Origin of the sequence: Litchfieldia sinesaloumensis (assembly GCF_900156865.1) — a bacterium.
Taxonomy (GTDB): domain Bacteria; phylum Bacillota; class Bacilli; order Bacillales; family Bacillaceae_L; genus Ferdinandcohnia; species Ferdinandcohnia sinesaloumensis.
Map to the genome: position 1 here is coordinate 1,444,532 of NZ_LT732529.1, position 26,313 is coordinate 1,470,844.

A 26,313-nucleotide genomic window follows, 5' to 3' on the forward strand; every position below is an offset into this window, starting at 1 on the left:
TTCGTAAATAATTGCCTTCCTTATCATAAAAGTCCTCAATGGCTTTGATATCCGTTTCCACATGATTTTTACTTGCTTCTGTACTGGTAATTGCATTTACTTTCTTGAAACCAGTTGTTTCGAAAAAACCTTCATCGTTTTTTTCTGATGTTTCTGTAACAAATACCTCAATATGTTGAACTTTTTCCACATTGCCGCACGCACTTAAAAGGGATATACTTACAAAAAATAAACATATTGTTAGAAAATTCCCCTTCAAATCTACTCCCCCTTGTTAAGTAATTTCAAATCGGATAAGCGAATAGAGGAATTTTAACCTATTAATTTAAGATCCATTCGTCCAACGCCTCTTCAATAATGTTATCGGTAGTGGTAAATGGGAGCGTGTGATATTCCCAATCAAGGAAACCGTTTTTAAATGCTTTAGTAAAAAAAATCATCTCAAGTCTGTCTTCTACATAAACTTGTGTTAGATAAATATGGTTTCCTGCATATTTCGTATCAGTGGTAATGTCCGTTTTTTCTAACAGACTTTGACCGTTTCTTTCTCTTTCAGCATTGACTTCAAAGATATAGTAATCTGAATGATTCCTATTATTTTCTTGTAACTTCAAGTAAACTGAATCTGAGTTCACCAATATGATAACAACTGAGATTATAAGGACACAAGGTATAATAATTTTCTTCATAGACTACCCTCTTCATTCATTTTTGAATTCTTGTACTCTAGTGCTTCGTTACCATGATAATAGTAGAACGTTTACATAAAACTGAAATCAATATCATGACAAGTTTAACTTTTGATTTCATACATCGATCACCCTTTAGATTAATAGCAACTACAAAACCCAAGTTAGAAGAACTGAAATTATAAAACTTTGAATGAAAACATTGTATATCCTTTTTTCTTATCTGCTTTTCCTTTTGATAAGTATCTATTTACTATAAAGCTGATTATAGAGACTACAAGGAATGTGAATATAAAGGTTAGTACAAATTCGTAACCCATTTACCATTCTCCATTTATTTCATTTAACAGTATTCATTTACATTTACCTTAAATGAGTTATCGAACTAACCTGAACCGAAGTTTAATAGATTCGAACGTTAAAATTTCTAGAATCAGGTTTTTCATTTATTCCTTCTATGGTCAAATAGTTCCAGCAAAGCAGTACATTAGTGCAAAGATAAAAATAAATGTTAAGACTGCTCCTAATATATTTTGGTTATGAGTGCTTTTTCCATTCTTTAAGTTCTTCAAAAAAGTAGTAAGATTTAAAAACCATAAAACTCCTAATATCGGTACGACAAGTAAAAGTATTATTAACATATATTAGTCCTCTCCTTCCTCCCTATAAAAGATTGCCTATTTTACTCAATTTCTTCATAAAATGTAATTCTGTTTGAAAAAGGATCAACAACTGTTAATTCAATAGTATCCCAAGGTGTTTTTTCTATAGCTGGATTAGAGTAGGGATACTCTTTTTTTGATAAAGAAGAATGAAAATTTACCAAATCCTTTATTTTAATTCGAATAGCACTACCTGGAGAAGAGTCGCCATGATGTTCGGATAGATGTAAAACAGCATCATTTAAAGAAACCTGAAAATACAAAGGCATATTTTTTTCAAATTGATGTTTCCAATCAATTTTAAAGCCTAAGTATTTAATGTAAAACGAAAGTGTTTTCTCCATATCAAAAATTCGAAAGATGGGTGTAATCATTTAAACAGCACTCCTGTACACATTTGGATTAGAGGATCCCATTATTAACTACCCTTATGTCAACAAATCCTTTTGTTCTATTTGTATATTTGATATCTAATTAGCAAATTACAAAAAATATAAGACGTTTCGATATCATCCAAGATAATATTGTAAATAAAGATTATTGTCTCACCTCAATTATTTTCTTGTAGTGTCTTTATCAGTTCTTCAAAATTCTCATTAAATCTGTTTAATTCATATTCATAAGTTCCGTTACCTGAATTGTTTCTTGTTGAATCCCTTATAGCACTTGATATAATAAACGCAGAAAATAGTATGCATATACTTAAAATAACCATTGCACCTGTCAAAGATAACCTTGGTTTCATCTCATTCAACACTTTCCCCCCTAATAAATAGACTAATTTACTATTAGTGCACTTTAAGTGTAGCACTCAAACCCTTTTATTTGGGATTTATTTTCCATTTCTTATTCAACTAACCTGCACCTTTAATTGAATAGGGACAAATTTATTTACCCATTATTTTTCCAATATTCTTCAGCCTCATAAAGATGGTTCAATACCTCTTTTGCAATCTCTTTATATATATTTTCAGATTCAACTTCTGCATCGTACCTAAACCATTGACCATCATTTTCTTTCAACCTCAACCTATTATTTAAGTCGTGTACTGTCACTTTGTTAGGTGGTACTTTCTCACCCCAAGAGTGAGTAACCCCATCGGGTGGACATACCCCAACTTCAACAACAAATCCTCCACCATACCTGTCGTATTGAAAAGTCATCAAGTCTATTTTGTCTACACTCATTCTTCGAAAATGGGGGAAAGATCCTTTAAATCCTCTATTCCTGAGTTCAGGAACAACTATCTTCTTTAATTCTGAAATCATTTTGCCTCTCTCGGATGACATCTTACCACCTCTTATAGTTTTTCACCATGTAATTTCTCAATATTGTTGAACGAACTGCTCTGTTCGTTTAATAACTCGTTAATATTTTTCGCTGAGCTTTTTGAAAGAGTAAAGATCGTATGAGTATCATTTACATATAATGATAATAATTTAGGATTTCTTACTTCTACGTTCTAAAAGGATAGGTGAGATATTTAGTAAAATCGAAACAATCGTCAAAAACCATAATGCCTTTTCCATAGTAGGTACTACATCCATTAGAGCTGCCCAATCTTCAACTTCGACCCAATCAGAAACCATACTGTATTCTGCACAAAGTGTTAATGCTGTGAATGATAATCCTAACGCCATAGCAAGCCTATAATCCTTCCCTGCGTTATACATATAAAGATTTATGAACGTTATTATGATTGCAATAACCCCTAATATTACCCACATAACGATACCCCCGTTTTTTTATTTATCTGAATCAATGCACCATCCCAATCACAAGGTTACTTCTTGTCTGCTAACAGCTGAATTTTGAAGATATTTGTAATGCCTGTGCGGTCGGTGACTAGTGTGATTGAAACCACATTACCTTCTGACAAATCAGATAGCTGGATAAGAGTATCCTGCTGATAAATACTCACTTCTCCCCATACATCATATTGAAACTCACCTCGATAATTCTCATCATTGAGGGAAATCCCTTCAACTACTAAAGAGTGATCGCCAACTTCTTTTACTTCTGCATAAAATGTCTGAATATCAGAATGTGACATTTCCCAGGCATCTTCTTCATAATTTTTATAAGCATTCGCATATCCTACAAAATAGCTAATCAATATGCCAATGAGTAAAACGATGATGGTCATTACAATAGCGACTCTATATGGAGGAACCATTGAATTTCGTTTGCCATCCGTTGCTTCTAATGCCCTATTGATATGCCGTTTATAGACTTGAAAATAGACAATTACGGTAGCAACTAAAATAACTAAAATGAAAATCAGTGCGAGAAAATAAATAGGAAAAACCATGTAATCGCCTCCTCTATATTCCGAAATATTCTTTGAAGATGTAGTAATAGCTTCTTGTTACATCAACACGTTTACCATTCGTCATTGTAAGGATAAACTTCGACGAAAGAGTAGGTGTAATTCGTTTAACCTTATTTCTTGAAATGACAACAGAGTTACTTATACGCAAAAATTTCGTTGGGTCAAGCAAACTGACAATGCGATATAATCGGTCGGTAGCTAGATATTCCGCTTCTTGCGTTTGTACCTCAATTGCATGACCGAACGATTCAATACAAACAATATCCTCTACCGATAAAAGGATTCGCTCATTTGTTCCTTTTTCTCTCACGGTCAGATTATCAATGTAGCTGTTGGTTTCACTTAGTACCAAGTCGGCAGCATCATCTATTTCAATTCCTCGTTCTTCGAGTGCAGATTTGATTTCATCATAACGGTCATGACTAATGTCAAGTTTGATTTTCAAAATGCAACCTCCTTTCGTTCATCGTGATACAGAGCCTTGTTTCGAAAGTAGTTTAACAATCGGGATATCGTAATTCAATATAAATGGAATACTTTACAAATATAGCCACATAGATTGCACAACAAGGCTGTAAAATAAAAAAACTGAACCTCCAAATATGGAAGTTCAAGTTTCATATCATACTCTTCCAAATTACTTGCTCCGATAGCTTAATACCTTCAACAAAGAATACAATAATCCTCCTTGGATCGATGGTCCTTCAGTTAAGGTATCGAGGTTAACTAAACCATTTGTAACAGCTAAAATATGCTATTGTTAGTATTATCTAATAATTATCTTTAATATATTATTAGAGTTGGATGGTTTAATTATAGAATTTGGGTTTACGAATATCTCTCATACTTTTTAGACGTCCCCACATTCGAAAGGAGCATGTATTTGAATCAAACATTGGTTGTCATTGATGCACAACAAGAATTAATGGATGGAAATCAAGAAAGAGGTCCCATTTTCAATAAAAGTCAACTCATCGGTACTATCAATAAAGTAATTAACAAAGCAAGTGAATTAGGTGTTCCAGTTGTGTTTGTAAGGGATCTTGATGTTGCTGAAGGTATAGGTAAAGGATTTCAAATTCACAATAAAATTAACGTACCCACTGAAGCAAAGATTTTCGACAAATCCGCAACAAATTCTTTCTATGGGACAGGACTGTTAGAATATTTAAAATCACAACAGACTAACCATATTGTGATTATGGGCTGTGAAACACAGCACTGTATAGATAGTGCAGTCAGAACAGCAACGATAAGTGGTTTCGATGTCACATTAGTTGGTGATGGTCATTCAACGTTGGGCAATGATGTTTTAAATCCTGAACAAATCATTAAGCATCACAATGCGACACTTCACGGTCATTATAATGTTGATCACTTTTCTATTGTCAGAAATTCTGATGAGGAATTATTTCGACCAACACATGATTCATATCGAGAAAGCTAAAAAATAGTACCCACTCAAGCAGGGAGAAATCCCTGTTTTTTTATTTTCATGTTCACCGTTAGTAGAAAAGCTATGAACACTCATAAGACGTCAACAAAAAGAAGCAGTCGAAATCCAATACGTTTTCGACTGCGATTGAACTTGAAAGCAGATGTGTTTCCCATTCTAATGGGATTCTCTCTCACCCGACATTTCTGCAGATTCTAGTATACTACCATTTGTCTCAATGACTTCTTTGTACCAGTAATAGCTTTTCTTTTTGATACGGCGAAGGTCATGTGTTCCTTCTTCGTGTTGATTGACATAGACAAATCCGTAGCGCTTCTGGAAGCCGTTGAGCCAGCTAAGAAGGTCGGTAAACGACCAGGTGCAGTACCCTAACATGTCCACACCATCGCTAATCGCTTCTTGTATGGTTTGTAGATGTGCTTCTAGATATTGGATGCGGTATTCATCATTTACGATATCGCCTTCTTCGAGAACATCATATTCACCCAAGCCATTTTCACTGATTAAGATTGGTAACTGGTAGCGATTCGTGATGCGACGAAGAGCAATTCGCAGTCCAGTTGGATCAATATTCCAATCCCAATTGGTGCGTTCGAGATTTTCATTTTTGATTGTTTTATAGAGACCAGGTACGCCTGTATCTTGTGAACTTCCTTTTTTTCCGGATGTATTCATTTTTCCTGAAGAGACACCATCTAATGTGTTCTTTTCAAAGGTTGTCGTTTGGTAATAGTTCAATCCCATAAAATCAGGGGTACCTTCTTTTAATAAGTCAAGGTCACCACTCTCGAGTCTTGGAGCCACACCTTTTCGTTCTAAGTAATCCCATGCAGCCTTAGGGTATGTTCCCCAGGCATAGATATCCATCCACCAATGCGCATTAAACTCTTCTGCATTTTCAGCAGCTAGTATGTCGTTAGGGTGAGAGGTCGCAGGATAAGCTGGTGAGTATGCGAAACTCGGGCCGATCTTCCCATCTGGTACATAATGACGAAATTCTTTAATCGTACTTGCATTTGCAAGGTTTGCGTGATGATTCACTTGATAAAAGAGTTTCTCATCCTTTACACCTGGAGGGTGAAGCGCTGTTCGATATCCAAAACTTGTAAAAATATTTTGTTCATTTAAACTCACCCAATACTTCACACGGTCACCGAAATGCTTAAATAAGGTAACGGAATAGTTGGTGAAATCTTCGACAATCTGACGAGATTCCCATCCACCGTACTCATCTTGAAGCGCCTGTGGTAAATCCCAGTGATAGATGGTTAGAATCGGTTCGATGTTATGAGCAAGTAGTTCATCAATTAAATCACTATAGAACTGGATGCCTTTTTCATTGACTTCTCCTTTTCCGTTTGGAAAAATACGGGTCCATGCAACAGAGAATCGGTAGGCTTTCAAGCCCATTTCCGCCATCAGACGTACATCTTCTTTATAACGATGGTAATGGTCAACTGCAACATCACCGTTCGTACCTTTAAACGTTTTACCTGGAATTCGGACAAACTGGTCCCAGTTAGATGGTCCTTTTCCATCTTCATCCCATGCCCCTTCTACTTGATATGCTGCAGAGGCAGATCCCCATAAAAATGTACTAGGAAATGGCTTTAATTTCTCATGTATCAATGTATTCCCTCCTCATCATGTGAACTAGAAACTAGTTATGGAGCGTGCTGATTCTCTTTGTAAAAAATGACAAAGCGCGCCAATTAAATTTGAGTCATTCCCAAATTGGCATGGATAGATTTGAATGTCGATACATTCCTCATTTGGCTTCATCGCCTTAAGCTTTTCATTAATACGATCAATGAACCCTTCACGTTTACTAATGGCACCACCAATTAGTATTTTTTCAGGATCAATGATGTATTGTAGATTATAAATTCCTACTGCCAAGCGTTTGATAAATTTATCAATTTCATCTTGTACCTCTAGGTCGCCCTCATCCGCCATTTCAAACACTTTTAATCCGTCAAGTGTATATGGGTCTAGGTTTTTACGTTTTGCGACCTGCATAACCAAGCCCCACGTAGCGGCAAGTCCGCTCCAGGTTTCCCCGATTGGCTGATTCAAATAGTCTTCGAGAATCATATACCCAAATTCTCCGCCGAAAAGATTGCTACCACGGCGAACCTTTTTATCAAGAACAAGCGCTCCTCCAATGCCAGTACCAATCACAATACAAATGTAATCATTGACACCTTTCGCAGCACCAGTCCACCCTTCGGCTAACCCTGCACAATTGGCATCGTTCTCAAGCTCAACCGGAAGTTTCGTTCGTTCTTGGATTAATTCCTTTATATTTGGACCATGTATATATGGTAGTGCCGTGAATCCTTTAATATATCCAGACTCCACATCGACAGCCCCTGGCATACTTAGACTGACGCCACGTAGTACATAACTTTTTTGAAATTCCTTCACCACTGAATCAATCGCATCTAAAAAAGAATCAATGCCATCTTTCGGTGTTGGAAGAAACGACTTTTTCAAAAAAACACTGCTTTCATCCATAAGGGAATATTTGATTGTGGAACCACCAACATCAAATACTGCATAATAGTTCACCGTAACCCCCCTAACACCTCATCATTCTTGTTGTTCTTCTTTTTCTGAGAAATTCAAAGGCGTAATCATCTGAATTTACCAGAAGGTTTTCTTTGTGCCACACGAATCCCTGACGATGACTTCAGAATCTGTAAACACAGGTTTTAATTTTGATTTTCCCTCTATTAAATCATTTAACATATATGCAGAAAGCTTTCCGATTTTCTCCTTCTCCTGTTTCACTGTAGTCAAAGCAGGATCACTGTATCGGCACGCCGCAATGTCGTCACATCCAACAACTCGTATATCGCGTGGAACTTGTAATCCAGCTTCTTTAATTGCCCTAATTGCACCGAGTGCCATTAAGTCGGATGCAGCGAAAATCGCTTCAGGATACTCCTTCAACTTAAGTATTTCCTTCATGCACCGATAACCACTTTCCTCATTATAGTCACCGTACCGGATCCACTCTTCTCTTTTATCAAGTCCAAACTGCGTCATTGCATTGTTAAATCCTTTTAACCGGTAATTCGAAATGACAGAATCACGCATACCACCGATGTATCCAATTTTTCGAACTGAATTCAGATAGAAATGCTCGACTACTTTACGTGATAGATTCTCGTTGTCGGTTGTTACAAAGCTCGCGCTAGGCCCTGATAATTCAATATCAATTCCAATACAAGGGAAACCGCTTTCCGCAAGTTCATAGGTCGCATCCTCTACTTTTTCACCTGCAATTATCAAACAGCCGTCCACGTTAAAATGCTTACATCGGGCTAAGTAACTGCCTTGATCCTGTAGAAAATGTTCGTTCGAAAACAATAAGATATCATACCCTAGCAAACCAATATTTTTCTTAAAGGTTGAAATAACCTCATTGAAATACGGGTGCGTCATATCAACATTGATTTTACCAGCATAGATTAGGCCGATAAGATTCGATTTTTTCGTTGCGAGAGAGCGAGCAGAAAAATTAGGTGCGTATCCCATATCATTAATAACTGACAGGACTTTATTTTTTGTTTTCTCGCTTATTCCACCATAATTATTAATAACCTTCGAAACGGTCGCTTGTGAAACTCCTGCCATTTGTGCAATGTCTTTTATCGTTAAACTCATCGTATTATCCCTTCTACTTTCGTCTAAATATCTTCCTACTGCTAGATTACTAAGAGTTACAGAGTGAAACAATAGCTAGGCAGGAAAATTCATTATTTTACGGACCCTTCCGTAATACTTGAAATAAACAAGCGGTTAAATAATAAGAAAATGATTAATAATGGAACAGTCGCCCAGAATACACCTGATAAAATCATTCCGAAATCAATATTATGGGTATTGCTCAATTGTGCCAATGCAACTTGAATCGTGTACATTTCTGGATCACGTAATACCGTAAACTGCCATAGGAATTCTCCCCAAACAGCTGTAAAAACAATGATTCCAAGTGTCGCAAATGCCGGTAAAATAATCGGTAAGACGATTCCCCGATAAATTCGGAAGTTTGAACATCCATCTAATTTCGCCGCTTCTATTAATTCATCCGGAACGGCTTCCGTAATATACTGTCGCATTAGAAAAATCCCTAATGGATTTAAAAAGAACAAAATCATAACCCCTGGTAAGGTATCAAGTAATCCTGCTTTTGAAATTAAAAAATATTGAGGAATCAACCCTAACTGTGGCGGTATGATCATCGTTACTAAAATCGCGACAAAGAAAATGTTTTTGCCTGGAAACTTAAACTTCGCAAACGCAAAGCCTGCTAATGAACTTATAAAGAGAACCACAATTGTAACGACTGCACACAGCACAAACGAATTCCACATGCCACCAAAGAAGTCTATTTGACTGGTTACCTTTTTAAAGTTTTCAACGAGCATCGTTCCTGGTGTAAGAGTTGGAGGAATACTGTTATACGCAGCACTCGGTCGCGTCGCCATGACAAACATCCAATAAAAAGGAAACAAAGAAAGGAGTGCTGCAATGAGTAAAAACAAGTATACGAGTGTTCTGCTGAGTGAAAACTTTTTTCGATTTTTCTTTGCTTGATTACTCATCCATTGACACCTCTCTTCTTCTTTCCAAAGCCTTGCGTTAATTTAATATTCAGGACAGCAAATACAGATATGATGACTAACAGAATAATCGCTGTTGCTGAAGCTGTTCCAAATGACTGCAATCGGAATGCATCTCGGTACAAGTACATCACGATCGTCATCGCCTCGTCCCTTGTAAAAGCATCTGCCCCTAAGAAGACAGTCGGCTCAGAGAATAATTGCATTGCTCCAACCGTTGATGTGAAGACAGTCAGGATGATAAATGGCTTCATCATTGGGATGGTAATATACAAAAGCTGGTGAAACTTATTGGCACCATCGACAGTGGCAGCCTCATATAAATCATTCGGTATACTCTGTATCCCTGCCAAATAAATGATGGTATTGTACCCTACCCATCGCCAGAACACCATGATTGAAATGGCAATTTTCGTTCCCCATTCAGATGCGGCCCAAGCGACTGGATCCAGTCCAAAGAAATGAGTTAACACATAATTAGCAAGTGAGGATTCATGATTACTAAATAACACACTAAAGATAAGAGCTACCGCAACCATTGACGTTAAATACGGCATAAAGATTGTGACTCGGAAAAATCCTTTAAACTTTAGAAATGCCATATTGAGTAAGTAGGCTAGAATAAGGCCGACAACTAATTGTGGTGCAGTACCCATTATCCCGATTACGATTGTGTTATACACCGACTTCCAGAACAATGGGTCGGTTAACACGAGTTCGAAATTAGCTAATCCGTTAAACGTCATTGGGCTTAACCCATTCCATTTTTGGAAGGCTAGGTAAAAACTAAACAGGGCTGGATAGAGGCCAATAACGGCAAATATGATAAAGAAAGGCGCTATGTATAAATATCCTGAGATCATGTCTTTCTTTTCTTCAGACCTGAATTTCCTTTTTCGAACGATTGGTTCTTTCTTACTGATTGAATTCACTTCATTACGCCTCTTTTCTGTTTCAGGTAGAATAGGGCTTCAACTCCTTTCGTCTTGACCATTCACACGTTGTTATGTGAGGATGGTCGGCCTACTTTCGTAAGCCGACCAGATCAATATACTTGTTCTTATTTGCGAGTTTATTAGATTAGCGCTTCATTAAATCTTCTGCACGCTTTACAGCAGCTTCCCATTCTTTTTCTGGGTCTGCACCTTTGTTTTGAATATTTTTAAGGGCATTCAAGATTTCACTATGAATTTGGTTGTACTTTTCCCCTTTATAGCCTATACCAGTGATGTCTTGAGCAGCTTCGGCGAATACTGGAGCTGACGCTTGCCCACCGAAGAACTCATCTTGATTGGACTTGAATTCTTCCATGTCATAGACAGCATGTGCAGAAGGGAATAACCCATGGCTTTGGAATGATTTCAATTGATTTTCTGGTGATACGAGCCATTCAACAAAGTCGTACGCTTCTTGTGCATGCTTTGTTTCGTTTGGCACTGCGATGTATGAACCACCCCAGTTTGAAGCAAAGTCTGTTGGCAATGTTGCTACTTTCCATTTACCTACAGCATCCGGAGCATTTCCTTCCATCCAGCCTTTTAACCAACCTGCACCTAACTCAGCAGCAAACTCGCCCTTGTTAACTGCGTTCGCCCACTCTGGACTCCACATTTCATATTTACCAACGATTCCAATCTCATTTAGGTGGACCGCATAGTCATACGCTTTTTTCACTTCACTATCTGACCCAAGATTTAATTCATTATCAGGAGTCAAATACGCCGTTTTTGCAGCATCTAAGTACGCACGGTAGGCCATTTCGATACTATCTACAAAAGGCATTCCTGTTTCTTCTTTTATTTTTAATCCAGTTTCTTCAAATGCCTTCGGTGAATTAACAAGAGCTGCCACCTCATCTGGATCTGATGGAAGACCTGCTTGCTCAAATAAATCGGTACGGTAGTACAACGCTTTAGGACCGATATCTGTTGGTAGACCAAATAAGAAATCGCCATCCGCATTTTCCCCAACTTCCCATTTCCAATCTAAGTACTGCTCCTTCACATCATTTGCACCAAGATCATACAGGTTCGCAAATCGATCTTGAGCTACTTTGAAACGGTCGAATTGATCAATTTCAAGCATCGCGATATCAGGTGCACCACTTCCAGCAGATAAAGAAGTAAAGAGTGCATCATGGTGATCAGCTGTTTCCGATGCTTTCACTTTAATTTTAATGTTTGGATTTTGTTTTTCGTATTCCTTCGTTAAATCTTCATACCCAGTTGCACCAAACGTCCAGAAGTCTAACGTAATTTGTTCCTTTTTCCCACCATCATTTGTGTTACTAGACTTTTCAGCATTATCTCCACTACAAGCCGCTAAAGAAAGTGCAAGCATCGATGATAAACCAAGAGCAGCAAATTTTTTCATACGTTTCACGTTCATGCCCCCTAAAATAATTAGTATTTAACTAGATTTTCAATAACCGTTAGATGTAGCTCTAGAAGTGAACACCTCCTTCTCGTATTAAGACAAGTTTAGGAAACCGGTTTCGTAATTAAGTAAAAAAATAATATGTATCCGTTTTCAATTTCATATTAATCTCTCAAAAAGGAAAAATCAAGACATTTTTTTAGAATTTTTTAAATTTATTTACTAAAATATGGATTGAAATTATGTGTTTTCTTGAAGAATCATAGGTTTATCAAGAGTTTTCATAGGATTGATAGAAACCGATTTCTATAATAAAAACAAGATTACCTCATAAAATGTTCATGTTGATCTTGAATCTATTGATTAAGATGGAATTACTCTGGGAAGTTTTTTTCTCCATGTAAAATGCTGTAAAAAATTGGTTTTACATGAATCCTTTCAACAATTCAATCGTATAGACCTATTAAGGGAGGTTTGATTCCGATGGTTTTTCGCTCAAAAGTTGATTGGTTTTTTCTGAGGTTTATTTTGATAGTGTTACTCGTAGTTGCGTTAGTTTGTTTTTTACCACTGTTTCTAGACGATGTCCCCTTCTTAGCGGTCATCATCCTTACGTCAATCTTCGTTATTATGACTAGTTTTATGTTGGTGTCGGTTTTTTCAATAAGGTATATTTTCCATGAAGAATATCTATTGATTAAAGGGTGGCCAATTAGAAGTCGAATTCCATATGAGCATATCACGAAGGTTTCACCTACAACTAAAATTTTTACGGGGCATAATATGTTGTCATCACGGGATGCGCTTGAAATCTTTAATAGAAAAACTTATTCAGGTAGTGTTAAAGTTTCACCAGAAAATAAAACAGAATTTCTTGCTGAGCTAAAAAAACGATGTCCTAACCTTGAGGTACATGACTAAACAAGGGATAGACACATCACTACCCTTCCGTAATGATGTATCTATCCCTTAAAGTTATCTGTTCCTCTCAATCTCCATTTCTAATAATGCTGAGCTTATACTCTTGCCATGTGTATCAATTGCGAGCGACGTGGTTACCCCACCCATTAAACTATCTTCACATACGAAATTGAATGCTTTTATATTAGGTAGTTCATACCTCGTTACCTTTCCTTTTACGATGTGGTTAAGGTGATTTTTCACTTTGTCCGCTGTGACAGTTGACGAAAGCCATTCGTAATCTTCCTCATGATATGGAATTAATGAGATATTCAGTGTGTTCCCTTTGTCGCCTGAACGGCTATGGGCGATATCGATTAATTTTACTGTATTCATTTTTGCTTCACTCCAAGACCTGTGTTTTAACGGTGATTTCTTCTCGTTTGATAAAGGTGGAAACAATCCCAATCACTTCTTCTACCCTTTTTCGAGCGCCCCCTCCACCTGCGGGACCGTTCGTATACAAGGATTCTACCTCATGCCCAATCCTGCTAGCTTCATCTTCCGTCTCACATAGTGCAGCGACTCGAACTCGAACCTCATACGGTTGAAATCCCGCAAACTGGCCATGGTGCAACGAACTAACCCCAATCAAGTCTGACTTTAACTCTGGATAATTTGGGAGAAGTCGCTTTTCTAGAATCTGTTGGGCTAATTCCCCTCGTTGGAAGGCAGATGAACCTGCGTATGAAATTTCTCCTTCGCCTAAAAACCCGGCGTGATAACCAACTGAGACCTTTAACGAATCTGGTTTTCTTTTACCTGTTGCCCCGTAAACGAGAACTTTGTCCTTTCCGATTTCTTTAAGTTGGGCTGTAGAAAAATCAGCAATGCAATCTGGTGTGAAATAGTGTGTCGGGTCATGAATTTCATAGAGCAATTGTTCTTTTACCGTTTGTAAATTCACAACGCCACCTGTATTGGCTAATTTTGTGATAGTCGCAGTGCCATTCGGTTCAATAATCGCATATGGAAATCCAAGGTGATCAAGTCCCTCGACATCTTTGCGACCAGGATCAGCAAAATAGCCACCGGTAATTTGACCAGCACATTCTAATAGATGACCGATCAATGTACCTTGGCCCATCAAGTCGTAATGTTCAAGATCCCATTTATAATGATGAACGATGGGAGCAAGAACTAATGAAGGGTCAGCGACACGACCTGTCACAATAATATTCGCATCTGTTTCTAAAGCTGGGAGCAACGCCTCAATGCCCAGATAAGCATTCGCAGAAATAATAGGTTCGTATTCTTTGAGACGTTTACCTGTTTCCCACACTTCATATTCTCCATTTACCTTGTCTACTACATCGTCACCGGTTACTGCCGCAACTTTACACGGTAGCCCCATTTCCTTTGCGATTTCCATTATTTTATTCGCAGCACTAACAGGATTTGCTGCTCCCATATTCGTAATCAAACGAACGTTCTTTTTTAGTAAAACTGGTAAGAGAACTCGGATACGTTCTTCAAGATAGATATTGTATCCATGTGTCTGATTTGTTTTTTTATGTTTTTGAGCTAGAGCAATGGTTCGCTCTGCTAATCCTTCTAAAATAAGATAATCTAGATTTCCTTGTTCGACTAGTGCTATTGCCGGTTCAATACGGTCCCCTGCAAAGCCTGCTCCAGATCCAATTCGCAACAAAATGAACACTCCTCAATTAAAGAATCGAAATTGCGCCAGTTAGTAATGCGACAATCGTCATAACAATCGTTGTACCAAACGCCCATTTAAAAATGAAGCGCTGATGATCTCCAAGCTCTACACCGGCCAATCCAATTAATAGGAATGTTGAGGCTGTAAGTGGGCTTAATGGAAACCCAGTTGTCATTTGCCCTAAAATTGCAGCGCGTCCAATCTCAGCTGGAGCAACTCCAAAGGCACTAGCTGTTTCACTTAAAATCGGTAGTACTCCAAAATAATAAGCATCTGGTGTAAACACCAAGCTAAGCGGCATACCGGTAACCGCAACAATTAATGCCATAAAAGAACCTGTACTATCAGGGATTACACTTACCATTGCATTTGCCATTGCTTCAATCATGCCTGTTCCAGATAGGACACCTGTGAAAATACCAGCAGCAAAAATAATGGTTACAACGGTCACCATACCTGTGGCTTGTTCAGTAATTCGGTCCTGCTGATCCTTCGGTTTTGGATAGTTCACAATAAGTGCAAGTGCAAACGCAACCATAAACACGATTGGCAATGGTAACCAAACTTCTACAAGTGCAACAATTGTTAAAATGGTTAACAAAAGATTAAACCAATATAATTTTGGTCGTTTTAAGCTTAGTTCCTTTTCAGTTAATTCCTGGTTAAAATCGTACTGCAATTCTTTCACACCTAAGCGTGCTCTCTCTTTTTTTCCTAATAGATAGCTAACAAACAAGACCCAAATAAGTCCTGCAATCATAGCGGGAACAACCGGTGTAAATAACGCATTCGCATCGAGCCCGAGTGCACTTGCAGCACGAGCTGTTGGACCGCCCCATGGAACGAGATTCATTGTTCCAGCACTTAGTGCAACAACCCCAGCAAGCACAAGGCGACTCATCCCCAACCGGTCATAGAGCGGAAGCAAGGCAGGAATGGTAATTAAAAATGTGGATGCTCCGGAACCATCGAGATGGGTTACCATTCCAATGACCGCAGTCCCTACTACAATTTTTAAGGGATCGCCTTTAACCATTTTTAAGACTTTGGAAATGATCGGGTCAAAGAGGCCAACACTGTTCATTAATCCAAAGAACAAAATCGCAAATGCTAACATAATCCCTGTCGGAGCAACTCCAGAAACCCCGTCTAAAATCATCGTACCTAGATTTGCTCGTTCACTCGTAAATAAACCAAACAAAATCGGCACCAAAATCAAAGCAACAATGACAGAAACTCGTTTCGATAGAATAAGATACAAAAAGATTGCAATCGTTAAGAAACCAAGTAACGCTAACATAAAATCCCCCTCTCATATTTAAAACGCTTACAAAACATAGTTGCAAGTTACGTGCCAACTTTGAAACCCGCTCATAGAGGACTTTTCTAGTGGTTTCGGTAGTAAATATTTCTAACAAATTAGAAAGGATTGTACAAAAAAACGGTGTAGACCTCTACATAAAAGCGTTTCTAAAACTTTAGAAGTCTTTCTATCTATTTCTAAAGTTTTAGAAACTTGTACAGATTATAATGAATGATTAGTTCGGATTGACTTGGTTAAAGACCCATTCAACCATTTCGTTCGTATCATATGCTGGCACCCATGAAGCATGATTGTAGCCTAATGCTGTAGGATATTCTGTATAAATAGGTTTTCCACCAGCTTCTCTGATTGCTGCAATGATATCTCTTGTGTGCTTAACTGGTATAACACCATCGTCTTCAGCATGAAACGCCCAAATCGGTTTGTCGACTAGCTTATGCGCTTCACTAGGATCTCCACCTCCTGCTATTGGAACCATAGCAGCAAATAAATCCGGGTATTTAATATTTAAATTAAATGTACCATATCCACCCTGTGATAAACCGGTTGAATAGAGGCGACTCTCATCAATATTATATTCGTTCAATACGTGTTGAAGAATTTCATAGGCTTTCCCCAGATCCGTAGAAAACTCGAAAACCTTGCTTAAATCTACGATATTATCAGAATTACGAGTTACCGTGAACCCACCGTCATGGACATTCCGAGCTTGAGGCGCCAATACGAACGCTGGGTTTTTCGCTTGATTTTCTGGAGCAGCCCAAATGATAGCACCATCATTTGCTAGAAGTTGTTTTTGATTATCAGTTCCTCGCTCTCCCCCACCATGCAAGAACAATACGAGCGGATAAGACTTAGAAGAGTCATAGTTAGCAGGGACATACAGACGGTAAGGCATTCCGTCATAGGTAAAGCTTAAGAATTGTTCAGCAATCGATTCTCTTGTTTCAAATTCGTAAGAAAATACAGCAACTTCACTATGGGTATTTCCTTTGCCCTTTTCCAAAGCTCTTCCATTAACGTTTCCACGAACGGCTACTGCTTTAATCTCCGTGTCTTCATCAACAAGGATTGGTTCGGTATAAACCTGACCATGCTTTATTGGGCTACTGCCATCTGTTGTATAAAGAATCTTGACATTGGGTGTTGGTGAAGTTAATTCAACGAATTGTGCTTTGTAATATGATCCTGGCGCGACTGAAGATTCAGGAGCAGCAACCTTGCCATGATTTCCTTTAGCAAACGTATGTAAGTTAAACATAGGCAATAAAAGTAGTGTGAATAAGACTGTTACAATCACCTTTTTCAACATGCTTTTCTTCAACATTACAATACCTCCCATTTTAATAGATTCTACCTTAAAATTTTGTTAACCTTTGTTGTCGATTTACGCTTCAGGCGGACGTGTTCAGTGGGTATGGTCTCCTCAACAAGCAAGCTTGTCTGCGGGGTCTTCACCTCATCACTAGATACACCGCCTTACGCTAAAACCATCATTTTAATTTTAATATTGTACGTTAACATTAAGCCTCCTTTCTTTTTCAATGCCCTCACATACAAGTGTTGCAAGTTTTGTGCCAAAAAAAAGAAGCCCTATGTAAAAGGCTCTAACGGTAAGGTTGCTTGTTATTTTTCTTATAAGTTAGAAAACCAAATGCTAGAATATGTGTTGTATCCGCTTACTTATAAGGCTTTCTAAAAAGCTAGAAGGATTCCACAGTTATTCCAAGAAACTAGAAATCACAAATCAATCTGGAGTTTTGACATTTTATTATAGAGGGACGCTAATGAAATGCCCAACTTTTTGGCCGCCGCTTTTTTACCTTTAACTGTAACCCCTGTTTCTTGAAGCACGGCTACTATGGCCTTCTTCTCCGTTTCTCGTATCAGTTCCTCAAGAGAGTGGTGATGATGTGGCGTTCTTTTATGATGTTGAAAGGCGAGTTTAATGGTTTCTGGAAGATTATCAAACGTGATTACATCATGGTCAGCCATATTCATCGCATAATGAATCGTGTTTTTTAATTCGCGAATATTACCGGGCCACTCATATTGAATGAGCGTATTCATAACATCCTCTTCCACTTGAAATTGTGTGGAATTACCTTGGTTGTCCATAAAGGAAGAAACAAATTTCGGTATATCATCCTTCCTTGCACGAAGAGGCGGAATGGCAAGGTGGACGGTGTTAATCCTGTAATACAGATCCTCACGAAACCGTTCTTTTTTTACCATATTTACTAAATCCTTATTCGTTGCCGCAATGATTCGAACATCGATATGTTGCTCTTTCAATCCACCTATTTTTCGAAACGTCCCCTCTTGTAGGACACGAAGTAGCTTCGCCTGAAGGTCCATCGGCATGTCCCCTATTTCGTCAAGAAAAAGAGTCCCTTTGTTTGCTAGCTCAAACAGACCAACCTTGCCGTCCTTTTTCGAATTCGTGAACGCACCTTCTTCATAACCAAATAATTCACTCTCAAGTAGAGCACTCGGAATCGCTGCACAATTCACAGGGACGAACGGATACGCCTTTCGGGGACTGGCATGATGAATGGCCTGCGAGAAAAGCTCTTTTCCAGTACCGGATTCGCCAGTAATTAAAACATTTAAGTCCGTTGGCGCAATTTTCTTTGCTTGGTGAATCACTTTTTTGAAACGTTGATTAGTACCAATCATATTAGAAAACGTATATTTTACTTGATGAATACGTCCGATTGCGTTCACCAGCTGATTGACCCGTTGTTTGTTTTTCTTTAATTCTACCGATAATTGATACACCTCGGGGATGCTTTTACAAACAGAGACTCCTCCAATGATTTCGTTATTATCATAGATTGGAGCCATATCGACGACATATTCCAGACCCTTTTCTTTTCGGAACACTCCTTCTTGGGGGCGCCCTGTTCGAACTACTGTAGGAAGTTGAGCACCAGGACGAACATCTGTCAGTGGTTTTCCAATGATTTGTTCCTTATCGACACCCGTAATATTCGTATATTCCTCATTCACTAGCTGAACGATCCCATCTCTGTCAATCACAAGTATCCCGTCATGAACTGCCTCGATAATCCCCTCAAGCCATCCGATCCTATCACTTACTTTCAGCATTTGAACAGCTCCTTTATATCCATTAAGCCCTTATAAATTAAAATTGAACGAATTATCAAAATTATATGCTAAGTAGTTGTGATTTAATAGGGGAAATTGGGAATTGTAGGATTAAATTCTGAATAAGGACTTAATGTCTTGCTAAATAGTCTCTTACATTTCAATAACTTATTTGCTAAAACTGAAGCTGTACAAGTTCTACATTACTATTTTCGTTGCTTCGCACTGGTTATTCTAGCCTCGAATAAACCCACCTTCTGAATTTATAATTTGACCAGTTATCCATTTTGCTTCATCACTAGTAAGAAAAGCAATCAGATGTGCGACATCTTCCGGTAACCCAATACGGCCCATCGGAAATTTAGGCAAGAGTTCCTCTCTTATTTTGTCATTCATCCAAGTTGAATCTGTTGGCCCTGGGTTTATAGCATTAACCGTAATTCCTAATGGTGCAAGTTCTTGAGATAAGGATCTAGTAAAAGCTGAAATAGCACCCTTCGTTGCTGCATAAGCTAACTCCCCTGGCATCGGCCCTAAATCCTGTCCTGATGTCATATTAATGATTCTACCTGCATCTATAGGAAAGTTTTCAAAACGGCGAGCAAATTCTACACAGAGTAAAAAAGTAGATCTCATATTAACTGCATAATGTTCATCAAGCGATTTAGCATCCAACACAGTATACCCATCACGCTTCGAATGAGCTGCGTTATTAATCAATATTGATGGAAAACCTAGTTTACCTTCCACTGTATCGAGTATTTTGAAAGCTGCATTAGCGTCTGATAAATCGATTTCCAAGCTATCGCAAAGGACATCCATAGTTGTAATCTCTTGTTTGAATTTTTCTATCCAATCATTTTCCGAATTCCAATGGGTAAAGAAAATATGTATCCCCCGTGAAGCTAATTTGCGACAAATTGCCGTACCTATATCGTTTTGACTACTTGCTCCTGTGATAATTGCGATTTTATTTTTGATGTAACCCATCCATACTCCCCCCAACAAAAAAACATTTTTCTGAGAATCTTACAAATTGATTCGATTTTTTTATTACACTGCCTCTTAACTCAGGTACATTTTTTAACAAGTTCATGTCATCCCAACACTAATATCCATTTGGGTTTAGAATTCATATCCACTCCTCATTTATATAATTCTATTAGGTTAATATAACTTCCTTTTCTTGCGCATAACTTCCTTACAGAAGTAGAAAATAAGATGAGGTGAATAAAGTATGTTGAAAATAAAAAGTGGTTATATTATTTGCTTTTCCATAATTTTAAACTTAATTTTTTACAGTAAACCCACAGATGCAATATCATCTATAATGAAGTTTTCACCTTCCCAGTTGAGTATTGTAAAAGGTGAACATAAACAAATTCAGGAATTGGAGCAACGTTTAGGAAACCTCGAACCACCTGAACCTACCACAATCCTTGATTCACCCTTTCCTTTTGAGACTGGTACAGAAGTTCATTTTCCTACCGATGTTATCCCTATTCCAGAAGTGATAACACAAGGAACAAAAATTCCTTTCACAATAATAAAAAGCGAACCTAACTATGTTAGACCCATATACGAAGAACACTGGCATAGCACATATTGGGGTGGGAGATGGAGCTATGTACCATCTCGAATACACTATGCTCTCCACCGTATCTTCCCTTTCTATGCAATTGGGATTGCAGCTGAATTAAATTTTCAAGGGGATATGGGTATTAGTTTTCCTACCACAACAAATGAAACAGACCTTGACTTATATATAGTTGTGTTTCAAACAAGCATCACAGAGGTTTATACGAAAGGAAATCAAGTTGTTGTTGTCGGAACTCCTAAACGAACTGGAGTAGAAGTTTTAAGTATTAAAACAGCTGATATACATCCTAGTAACAAGGATAAGTTTTTATTAGTTCAGTTAGCAACGAATGGTGCTGAACTCGATTATGCTCTAATCAGTTATCAACCACCAGATTTTTGGCTAAAGGCAAAAACAAAAAACCAATGAACATGAATTGTGTAAAAAAGAATGAACCTATATAAAAAAGCCAACAGCTTCTATAACAAGTTGATACAGGCTTTATTTATATTGGCAATCTTCTTCAACTCAGATGCGACTGTACTTATTGAGCAATCGCTACCCTTTGTTGATCAATAACTTACTCTATATAGTGGATTAACTTTGCTGGAACTTGTTCAAAAATATAAAGCTCAGGGTTTTTATAAGGTTTGTTTTTCATGTACTCATCAAGAGTATTCATGCTTTCCCAATACTGTTTCATTAAATCTTCCTTTGATGGTAATCCTTCAACAAAATGCCCTCTACCACCATCATACATATCTTCAATATAAGCGAATAAATCACTTGATATATCAAAGTTAAAAACCAACATCTTATCACTAAATACAGGGAAACGATAGTAAGGTTTTTCAAACGGTTCCAGATCTGCACCAAAAGCAACTTTAAAATCAATCCATTTTGGTAAATTTACCGGTCTCAAACGTTCTGTTAGTTCTGGAAAAAAATTAGCACCCCTTGAATACCATCTTGTTGCTGTTCTACGATTTAACCCTTCTTTTAAAACCCTCTGCGGACTTATATTTTCCTCAAGCTCATTTTGAATGACCTTATGATATATAAACAAACGAGTACCTTCCTTCCTTAGATAAATCAGTATAAAAATCCTTTAAACTAACGTGCCCTAGAGGTGAATATGTTCTTTTCTATTCTCTGCAAATTTTTTTAGTTCTTTAGCACGCGTAATAATAAAGCCTGTCATATACTTTTCCAAAAATAATTTATCTGCAATGATTCCAAGTGGACCAAAAGGTGATTTATACTCAAATGTATCAATCATAAGAGTCCCACCGTTTTCTTCTGTGAATTGATGAGTATGTGTAAAAGAACTAAAAACGCCTTTCACCATACTATCAACGAACACATAGGGCTTTTCCATATGAGTTATTTTTGCTGTTAGCCTTTGTTTAATACCAAAGTGAGTAGCTTCCCAAGTAACCGTATCGCCAATTTCTAAAAGCCCTTGGGTAACCCCATCAACAGCTTTTTCCTTTGTCTTAGCAGTAGTTTCGATATGTATATCTACGCTTCTTGCAAGATCAAAACATACCTCCACAGGTGCTTGAATAAATTGCTTATGCGTAATAATGGGCATTTGCTTTCTCCTTCGAGGGGAAAATATTTTAATACTTATTCAACTTGCGTCTCTAGTCAATTTAGAAAAATGAGACACCACTTCTTTGAAGCATTGCTAACCATCAGTTAAAGGGCAATCATTCACAAAGTATCAAAAAAGGAGTGTCATTGAGCAAATCTTTAGTTCAAGCATCAGATAGCAAATAAATAATGATGAAATTATTTTATTTTTAATCCCTAATTCGGTTGCCAAAGTGTACGTGCCAGTGCATATGTTTAGTGCTTTGATATTCACCAACGTTTGTAGAAACTGTGCAAGCACCAAACATTTCGTTCATTTCGGTAGCAACTTCTTTAATAACACTAAAAATTTCCTTCAATATATCCATTTCATCTTGTTTAACTGAAATAATTGATAGGATATGTTTTTTTGGTATTACTACAATATGTTTGTCATAAAAAGGTCGAGTGTGATAAAAAGCAAGAACATTATCGGTTTCTATAACTTTTTTAACAGGTGTTCGTCCACTTAGTACTTCATAACAATAAAAGTCTTCATATTCATTTGCCGCCATTCTAATCCCCCCAAAAAATTTACTCAATAATTCATTCTATAATAACTAAGATAATCCCTTTTTCTAAGCCAAACCTAATGCCCCTCTTTCTTTGTTCTAACTTTAAAATAGTCTGTTTCGTAAACTTCGTTGTTTTTCACACAGTTGATTTGGCAGTAGCTTTCCGCGGGCGTGGATTGAGCCTCCTCTTTGAAAGGTGGAAGCGGCTTTCTCAGAAACGAGATAATTAGATATTCCGACAAAAGAGGCGTTTTTTGCCTCTGAAGGAGGAGTAGAAATTTCTCGAGTTTCTTAGCCGCTGCAACTAGACAAGTCGCTGTCGCTCATGTGGGGTCTCAAGTCTCACGCTTTTCCCGCAGGACTTTGAGTAACTTCCTTGAGTATTCCCACGCACGCAGAAAATACTTGCATTTTCAAGGAGTCACCACCTTCCGCTACAATCTACTTGGGTTAACTGCTTTACCAGGTGCATTTTTACTATAACTTCCACCATGCCAACCTCTAAGATGTTCCCTACTTAGTTACAGGATAAATTAACTCTCCTCTGTTACTTATATGTGGGTAATTCATAGCATTGTAAGTATGATGACCAATTATTGATTGCTCATTATATTTAGGTTTTTTTCCTTTTAGAATCTCTTGAATCTGCTCACTAGTCCAATTCCTTGTTGTAGGCTCTTCATTTAGAATCCTTTTCTTTTCTTGTTTCCAAAATTCATTAACCCCTGTTGCCCTTCTTTTTGTAAATCTTTTATCCCACTGATATCTTTTATATTCTTCTTTTGTCACTGATCGTTTTTCAAACTTTTCCTTTATTTTTTTCTGCTAATCCCTACTTAAGGATTTATAAGGTGTATACTTAGCTGTTAAATCAAGTTCTGCTTTTTGTACTCTTTGGGCAATTATTTCTTCTCCGACTGTTACTTTTTTATTACCTAGTTTCGTACCCTTAACATCCACTTCATCCACTTTCGAACTCTTGATTCGTTGGATAAAGTCCTTCGCATCGCCAAAGGCATCCCTAACGGTTTTGTTGACAACCCCTACTCCTGCTAGCGCCTCTTGTCTGAGTTTTGGAATGGGAATGTCTTCATTGGGTAAAGAAATTAAGAGTTTTTTACTTGGGATGAGAGTTAAAAAAGACCACCTTAAAAGGCGTGAACCGATTAAGGTGGCTATACTACATCATTGTTAGTACTTTATCGACAAAATTACCAAATAAATTTGGATCATGATTTTTTATATCATTTAATAAATATATAAAGGTATAGATCCCTTTTCAATATTGAGTAGTTCTCTGTTAGATACAAGCTTTATACTTTTTCTATATTGTTTTAAAAGTTGAAAAATAAAAGGTTTTTTAATCATCACTTAAAATTCTATCATGTAGCTTCTCTCTGTCTTCAGCAATTTGTTCATATGAACTAATAAGGTTACTAATATAATCAATCTGAACCTTTCTATCATCTTGAAACAAATGTACTGTTGCTCCCTTACTTATTAGTGCTTCCATTGTTTTCTTAAAATCTTTTAATTCATCTGTATCAAAATAATCACTTTCGAGTACTACTTTATTATCCTCTATATTTCTTTTTATATCTTGAATGCTAGCACCATTATTTTGCCTAATAATAGATACATACTTTAATTTATTGGAATCATTATCAATTTTCAATTTCATCTTCACCATAGAATTTTACCTCCCTAAAAGTCTTTAATTGGTATTATAGGTTCGCCTGGAATACTATTCCTCCAATTCCCACCATGCCATCCTTTTAAATGTTCATTAAAAGTTACTGGATAAATTATTTCTCCTCTATCAGCAAGATGTGGATATTTCGAAGCACTATAACTATGATGCCCTGCAATTGGTTTACCGTCATATTTAGGAGTTTTACCAGAAAGAATATCTTTTATCTGTTCTTGAGACCAATTTCGAGTGAGTGATTCATTATTTAATAAACGTTGTTGTTCTTGATACCAATATTCTTTAACTCCTTTATCCCTTCTTTTAGCAAATTTTTTGTTCCAAATATAGTCTGCATACTCTTGTTTTGTAATAGTTCTATTGTCAATTTTATCCTTTAACTCTTTCATTTTATTAGAACTCATTTGTTTTGTTGTAGTTGGATGCTCTTTTAGATCTAGTCCTTCTGTTCTCTCAGCTATTAAATCTTTTGCTTCTTTTACATGTGGGGAATCAGAAATTTTCTTACTAACTTCCCCTGTACCCTTAACATCCACTTTATCCACTTTCGAACTGTTGATTCGTTGGATAAAGTCCTTCGCATCGCCAAAAGCATCCCTAACGGTTTTGTTGACGACTCCGACTCCTGCTACTGCCTCTTGTCTGAGTTGTGGAATGGGAATGTCTCCAATGCCTTTCTTGATTTTATCAAACCAGGCCTTAGTAGCGGCAATTGGGCCTTTTACCACTTCATTATACACGGAGCGAAATGCTTGTTGCACTCTTTTTGGGTCTAGCACATTTCGTATTTTCATGAAAACTTCTGGTGATTTTGCCAGGGAAGGAAGACCGGCATCGACTCCTTTGATTACTGCTTTTCCTCCAACACCCGCAGCTTTGGCTGGTGGTACAAACGTGAGTGCAAGAAATCCTACAGCGAGTACTCGATCTCCTGCTGAAAGCTTCTCACCAGTCACAGGGTCGTACTCGCTAAATACACGCTGAATGTCATACCAGCCGACAAGCTCAAGCAAAAACTCGCCAACTTTCCCAGACATTTTTTGCTCATCATTTTTCATATTGGCAGCAGTGAGCTTCACAATTCGTTGGGCATCGTCAAGCTTGCTTTTGTATTTCTTGATTGAATATTTTAAATCAGCCTCTAAGTTATGGATCGAACCTGGAACCACTCCTGGGAAATTGGCCAGCAAGGACGAGAAGTGCCAATTAATCGCATCCAAGGCATCATTACATTCCCGCTCCGCCTTACCAATTTGATCCGCAAACTCCTCCAACTCATCCGCTTTGATCTTAATATCACTCATCTCAAGCCTTCCGCTTTGGCTAGCAATCTGCGAATCTCTTTATTGATTTCACTTATTAATTGCTCACCCTGAACGTTTACTTTGTTCCCGGTATGATGTAACTCAGCTCCAATTTCATCATAGGCGTCTCTTGTTTGCCCTTTCCAGTTGTACGCATATCTACTATGTGCAGATTGATAAATTTGCTTACTATTCCCCATTCTGCTTAATGCCTGGTTAATGTTTGAGCGATATCCTTCTAAAAGGTCGACCATTAGTAAATATTTTCGACGTTGTACTTTCCTTTCTATCTCATCTATTAACTCCATATTCGTCTCCTCTTAGGTAAATGTTTATATTGTAAATTTTACCAGTTAGGAACAACCTT

Annotated in this window: 31 protein-coding genes and 1 pseudogene; 4 read left to right on the forward strand and 28 right to left on the reverse strand. The window is 37.5% G+C overall.

All coding sequences use genetic code 11. From position 1 onward, the window contains the following. The 8 genes and pseudogenes from CZ490_RS07120 to CZ490_RS07160 all read right to left on the reverse strand — a co-directional run. Window positions 1-259 (reverse strand): annotated as a pseudogene (locus CZ490_RS07120) (hypothetical protein); the annotation flags it as partial. Window positions 260-320: 61 nt separating this feature from the next. Beyond that, window positions 321-689, reverse strand: coding sequence for a hypothetical protein (locus CZ490_RS07125; RefSeq protein WP_077618247.1), 369 nt, complete (start codon window positions 687-689; stop codon window positions 321-323). 682 nt (window positions 690-1,371) lie between these two features. Next, window positions 1,372-1,725, reverse strand: coding sequence for a glyoxalase superfamily protein (locus tag CZ490_RS07135; RefSeq protein ID WP_077618249.1), 354 nt, complete (start codon window positions 1,723-1,725; stop codon window positions 1,372-1,374). Window positions 1,726-1,901: 176 nt separating this feature from the next. Beyond that, window positions 1,902-2,105, reverse strand: a complete 204-nt coding sequence (locus CZ490_RS07140; RefSeq protein ID WP_077618250.1) for a hypothetical protein — start codon at window positions 2,103-2,105, stop codon at window positions 1,902-1,904. 137 nt (window positions 2,106-2,242) lie between these two features. Next, the gene (locus CZ490_RS07145; RefSeq protein ID WP_077618251.1) at window positions 2,243-2,641 is read right to left on the reverse strand and encodes a DUF4304 domain-containing protein; all 399 of its coding nucleotides are present in this window, start codon (window positions 2,639-2,641) and stop codon (window positions 2,243-2,245) included. A 150-nt stretch (window positions 2,642-2,791) separates the two neighbouring features. Further along, window positions 2,792-3,079, reverse strand: a complete 288-nt coding sequence (locus CZ490_RS07150) for a hypothetical protein (RefSeq protein ID WP_077618252.1) — start codon at window positions 3,077-3,079, stop codon at window positions 2,792-2,794. A gap of 56 nt (window positions 3,080-3,135) precedes the next feature. After that, window positions 3,136-3,663, reverse strand: a complete 528-nt coding sequence (locus CZ490_RS07155) for a hypothetical protein (RefSeq protein ID WP_077618253.1) — start codon at window positions 3,661-3,663, stop codon at window positions 3,136-3,138. Window positions 3,664-3,676: 13 nt separating this feature from the next. Next, window positions 3,677-4,129: a LytTR family DNA-binding domain-containing protein gene (locus tag CZ490_RS07160; RefSeq protein ID WP_077618254.1), complete on the reverse strand. Its 453-nt coding sequence runs from the start codon at window positions 4,127-4,129 to the stop codon at window positions 3,677-3,679. Between the two features lie 438 nt (window positions 4,130-4,567). Between CZ490_RS07160 and CZ490_RS07165 the strand changes: the two genes are divergently transcribed. Continuing rightward, window positions 4,568-5,131 carry a cysteine hydrolase family protein gene (locus CZ490_RS07165; RefSeq protein ID WP_077618255.1) on the forward strand — a complete coding sequence of 188 codons (564 nt, stop codon included), beginning with the start codon at window positions 4,568-4,570 and terminating at the stop codon, window positions 5,129-5,131. 165 nt (window positions 5,132-5,296) lie between these two features. Here CZ490_RS07165 and CZ490_RS07170 read toward each other — a convergent pair whose 3' ends face one another. From CZ490_RS07170 to CZ490_RS07195, 6 genes are all read right to left on the reverse strand, one after another. Then, on the reverse strand, window positions 5,297-6,769 hold the full coding sequence (locus tag CZ490_RS07170) for a glycoside hydrolase family 1 protein (RefSeq protein WP_077618256.1): 1,473 nt from the start codon (window positions 6,767-6,769) through the stop codon (window positions 5,297-5,299). A 24-nt stretch (window positions 6,770-6,793) separates the two neighbouring features. Continuing rightward, window positions 6,794-7,711 (reverse strand): ROK family protein, encoded by a 918-nt coding sequence (locus CZ490_RS07175; RefSeq protein ID WP_077618257.1) that lies wholly within the window; start codon window positions 7,709-7,711, stop codon window positions 6,794-6,796. Window positions 7,712-7,786: 75 nt separating this feature from the next. Then, entirely contained in the window at window positions 7,787-8,812 is a 1,026-nt protein-coding gene (locus CZ490_RS07180; RefSeq protein ID WP_077618258.1) for a LacI family DNA-binding transcriptional regulator, read from the reverse strand. A gap of 92 nt (window positions 8,813-8,904) precedes the next feature. Beyond that, window positions 8,905-9,753: a carbohydrate ABC transporter permease gene (locus CZ490_RS07185; protein WP_077618259.1), complete on the reverse strand. Its 849-nt coding sequence runs from the start codon at window positions 9,751-9,753 to the stop codon at window positions 8,905-8,907. After that, window positions 9,750-10,703 (reverse strand): carbohydrate ABC transporter permease, encoded by a 954-nt coding sequence (locus CZ490_RS07190; protein ID WP_077618260.1) that lies wholly within the window; start codon window positions 10,701-10,703, stop codon window positions 9,750-9,752. The genes CZ490_RS07185 and CZ490_RS07190 overlap by 4 nt, the downstream gene beginning before the upstream one ends. 148 nt (window positions 10,704-10,851) lie before the next feature. Next, window positions 10,852-12,144: an ABC transporter substrate-binding protein gene (locus tag CZ490_RS07195; RefSeq protein ID WP_077620972.1), complete on the reverse strand. Its 1,293-nt coding sequence runs from the start codon at window positions 12,142-12,144 to the stop codon at window positions 10,852-10,854. A 486-nt stretch (window positions 12,145-12,630) separates the two neighbouring features. On the opposite strand from CZ490_RS07195, the gene CZ490_RS07200 reads away from it, so the two are divergent. Then, a complete protein-coding gene (locus CZ490_RS07200; protein WP_077618261.1) occupies window positions 12,631-13,068 on the forward strand; it encodes a PH domain-containing protein in 438 nt (145 codons plus the stop codon). A gap of 54 nt (window positions 13,069-13,122) precedes the next feature. Here the strand turns inward: CZ490_RS07200 and CZ490_RS07205 are convergent, their stop codons facing one another. The 6 genes from CZ490_RS07205 to CZ490_RS07230 form a co-directional block, all read right to left on the reverse strand. After that, entirely contained in the window at window positions 13,123-13,443 is a 321-nt protein-coding gene (locus CZ490_RS07205; protein WP_077618262.1) for an AtuA-related protein, read from the reverse strand. A gap of 7 nt (window positions 13,444-13,450) precedes the next feature. Next, window positions 13,451-14,755 carry an acyclic terpene utilization AtuA family protein gene (locus CZ490_RS07210; protein ID WP_327078404.1) on the reverse strand — a complete coding sequence of 435 codons (1,305 nt, stop codon included), beginning with the start codon at window positions 14,753-14,755 and terminating at the stop codon, window positions 13,451-13,453. A gap of 19 nt (window positions 14,756-14,774) precedes the next feature. Further along, complete coding sequence (locus tag CZ490_RS07215; RefSeq protein WP_077618264.1) at window positions 14,775-16,070, reverse strand: CitMHS family transporter; 1,296 nt, start codon at window positions 16,068-16,070, stop codon at window positions 14,775-14,777. Between the two features lie 238 nt (window positions 16,071-16,308). Further along, window positions 16,309-17,421, reverse strand: a complete 1,113-nt coding sequence (locus CZ490_RS07220) for a chitobiase/beta-hexosaminidase C-terminal domain-containing protein (RefSeq protein WP_077618265.1) — start codon at window positions 17,419-17,421, stop codon at window positions 16,309-16,311. Between the two features lie 413 nt (window positions 17,422-17,834). After that, a complete protein-coding gene (locus CZ490_RS07225) occupies window positions 17,835-19,205 on the reverse strand; it encodes a sigma-54 interaction domain-containing protein (protein ID WP_077618266.1) in 1,371 nt (456 codons plus the stop codon). Between the two features lie 234 nt (window positions 19,206-19,439). Further along, window positions 19,440-20,195: an SDR family oxidoreductase gene (locus CZ490_RS07230; RefSeq protein ID WP_077618267.1), complete on the reverse strand. Its 756-nt coding sequence runs from the start codon at window positions 20,193-20,195 to the stop codon at window positions 19,440-19,442. Window positions 20,196-20,556: 361 nt separating this feature from the next. Here CZ490_RS07230 and CZ490_RS07235 point away from each other — a divergent pair, with 361 nt between their 5' ends. Together CZ490_RS07235 and CZ490_RS22810 are read left to right on the forward strand one after the other, a co-directional pair. Beyond that, the gene (locus CZ490_RS07235; RefSeq protein WP_234987183.1) at window positions 20,557-21,213 is read left to right on the forward strand and encodes a hypothetical protein; all 657 of its coding nucleotides are present in this window, start codon (window positions 20,557-20,559) and stop codon (window positions 21,211-21,213) included. A 21-nt stretch (window positions 21,214-21,234) separates the two neighbouring features. Continuing rightward, the gene (locus tag CZ490_RS22810) at window positions 21,235-21,363 is read left to right on the forward strand and encodes a hypothetical protein (RefSeq protein ID WP_268762048.1); all 129 of its coding nucleotides are present in this window, start codon (window positions 21,235-21,237) and stop codon (window positions 21,361-21,363) included. A 1-nt stretch (window position 21,364) separates the two neighbouring features. Here CZ490_RS22810 and CZ490_RS07240 read toward each other — a convergent pair whose 3' ends face one another. From CZ490_RS07240 to CZ490_RS07270, 8 genes are all read right to left on the reverse strand, one after another. Then, entirely contained in the window at window positions 21,365-21,850 is a 486-nt protein-coding gene (locus CZ490_RS07240; protein ID WP_077618268.1) for a hypothetical protein, read from the reverse strand. A 57-nt stretch (window positions 21,851-21,907) separates the two neighbouring features. Further along, on the reverse strand, window positions 21,908-22,378 hold the full coding sequence (locus tag CZ490_RS07245; RefSeq protein ID WP_077618269.1) for an SRPBCC family protein: 471 nt from the start codon (window positions 22,376-22,378) through the stop codon (window positions 21,908-21,910). Between the two features lie 211 nt (window positions 22,379-22,589). Then, complete coding sequence (locus tag CZ490_RS07250; protein WP_077618270.1) at window positions 22,590-22,934, reverse strand: HIT family protein; 345 nt, start codon at window positions 22,932-22,934, stop codon at window positions 22,590-22,592. Between the two features lie 513 nt (window positions 22,935-23,447). Continuing rightward, window positions 23,448-23,723, reverse strand: coding sequence for a hypothetical protein (locus tag CZ490_RS22615; RefSeq protein WP_234987184.1), 276 nt, complete (start codon window positions 23,721-23,723; stop codon window positions 23,448-23,450). Window positions 23,724-23,759: 36 nt separating this feature from the next. Continuing rightward, complete coding sequence (locus tag CZ490_RS22620; RefSeq protein WP_234987185.1) at window positions 23,760-23,903, reverse strand: hypothetical protein; 144 nt, start codon at window positions 23,901-23,903, stop codon at window positions 23,760-23,762. 391 nt (window positions 23,904-24,294) lie between these two features. Next, window positions 24,295-24,624: a hypothetical protein gene (locus CZ490_RS07260; protein WP_077618271.1), complete on the reverse strand. Its 330-nt coding sequence runs from the start codon at window positions 24,622-24,624 to the stop codon at window positions 24,295-24,297. Between the two features lie 14 nt (window positions 24,625-24,638). Next, a complete protein-coding gene (locus CZ490_RS07265) occupies window positions 24,639-25,946 on the reverse strand; it encodes a pre-toxin TG domain-containing protein (RefSeq protein WP_077618272.1) in 1,308 nt (435 codons plus the stop codon). Beyond that, window positions 25,943-26,254 (reverse strand): hypothetical protein, encoded by a 312-nt coding sequence (locus CZ490_RS07270; protein WP_077618273.1) that lies wholly within the window; start codon window positions 26,252-26,254, stop codon window positions 25,943-25,945. The genes CZ490_RS07265 and CZ490_RS07270 overlap by 4 nt, the downstream gene beginning before the upstream one ends. Between the last annotated feature and the right edge of the window lie 59 nt (window positions 26,255-26,313).

What these genes read in the sequence shown, in the direction of transcription:
- CZ490_RS07125 (WP_077618247.1), bottom strand. Translation starts at nt 689, where the DNA reads ATGAAGAAAATTATTATACCTTGTGTCCTTATAATCTCAGTTGTTATC.
- CZ490_RS07135 (WP_077618249.1), bottom strand. Translation starts at nt 1,725, where the DNA reads ATGATTACACCCATCTTTCGAATTTTTGATATGGAGAAAACACTTTCG.
- CZ490_RS07145 (WP_077618251.1), bottom strand. Translation starts at nt 2,641, where the DNA reads ATGTCATCCGAGAGAGGCAAAATGATTTCAGAATTAAAGAAGATAGTT.
- CZ490_RS07150 (WP_077618252.1), bottom strand. Translation starts at nt 3,079, where the DNA reads ATGTGGGTAATATTAGGGGTTATTGCAATCATAATAACGTTCATAAAT.
- CZ490_RS07155 (WP_077618253.1), bottom strand. Translation starts at nt 3,663, where the DNA reads ATGGTTTTTCCTATTTATTTTCTCGCACTGATTTTCATTTTAGTTATT.
- CZ490_RS07180 (WP_077618258.1), bottom strand. Translation starts at nt 8,812, where the DNA reads ATGAGTTTAACGATAAAAGACATTGCACAAATGGCAGGAGTTTCACAA.
- CZ490_RS07185 (WP_077618259.1), bottom strand. Translation starts at nt 9,753, where the DNA reads ATGAGTAATCAAGCAAAGAAAAATCGAAAAAAGTTTTCACTCAGCAGA.
- CZ490_RS07195 (WP_077620972.1), bottom strand. Translation starts at nt 12,144, where the DNA reads ATGAAAAAATTTGCTGCTCTTGGTTTATCATCGATGCTTGCACTTTCT.
- CZ490_RS07200 (WP_077618261.1), top strand. Translation starts at nt 12,631, where the DNA reads ATGGTTTTTCGCTCAAAAGTTGATTGGTTTTTTCTGAGGTTTATTTTG.
- CZ490_RS07205 (WP_077618262.1), bottom strand. Translation starts at nt 13,443, where the DNA reads ATGAATACAGTAAAATTAATCGATATCGCCCATAGCCGTTCAGGCGAC.
- CZ490_RS07215 (WP_077618264.1), bottom strand. Translation starts at nt 16,070, where the DNA reads ATGTTAGCGTTACTTGGTTTCTTAACGATTGCAATCTTTTTGTATCTT.
- CZ490_RS07220 (WP_077618265.1), bottom strand. Translation starts at nt 17,421, where the DNA reads ATGTTGAAGAAAAGCATGTTGAAAAAGGTGATTGTAACAGTCTTATTC.
- CZ490_RS07225 (WP_077618266.1), bottom strand. Translation starts at nt 19,205, where the DNA reads ATGCTGAAAGTAAGTGATAGGATCGGATGGCTTGAGGGGATTATCGAG.
- CZ490_RS07230 (WP_077618267.1), bottom strand. Translation starts at nt 20,195, where the DNA reads ATGGGTTACATCAAAAATAAAATCGCAATTATCACAGGAGCAAGTAGT.
- CZ490_RS22810 (WP_268762048.1), top strand. Translation starts at nt 21,235, where the DNA reads ATGAACCTATATAAAAAAGCCAACAGCTTCTATAACAAGTTGATACAG.
- CZ490_RS07245 (WP_077618269.1), bottom strand. Translation starts at nt 22,378, where the DNA reads ATGCCCATTATTACGCATAAGCAATTTATTCAAGCACCTGTGGAGGTA.
- CZ490_RS07250 (WP_077618270.1), bottom strand. Translation starts at nt 22,934, where the DNA reads ATGGCGGCAAATGAATATGAAGACTTTTATTGTTATGAAGTACTAAGT.
- CZ490_RS07260 (WP_077618271.1), bottom strand. Translation starts at nt 24,624, where the DNA reads ATGGTGAAGATGAAATTGAAAATTGATAATGATTCCAATAAATTAAAG.
- CZ490_RS07265 (WP_077618272.1), bottom strand. Translation starts at nt 25,946, where the DNA reads ATGAGTGATATTAAGATCAAAGCGGATGAGTTGGAGGAGTTTGCGGAT.
- CZ490_RS07270 (WP_077618273.1), bottom strand. Translation starts at nt 26,254, where the DNA reads ATGGAGTTAATAGATGAGATAGAAAGGAAAGTACAACGTCGAAAATAT.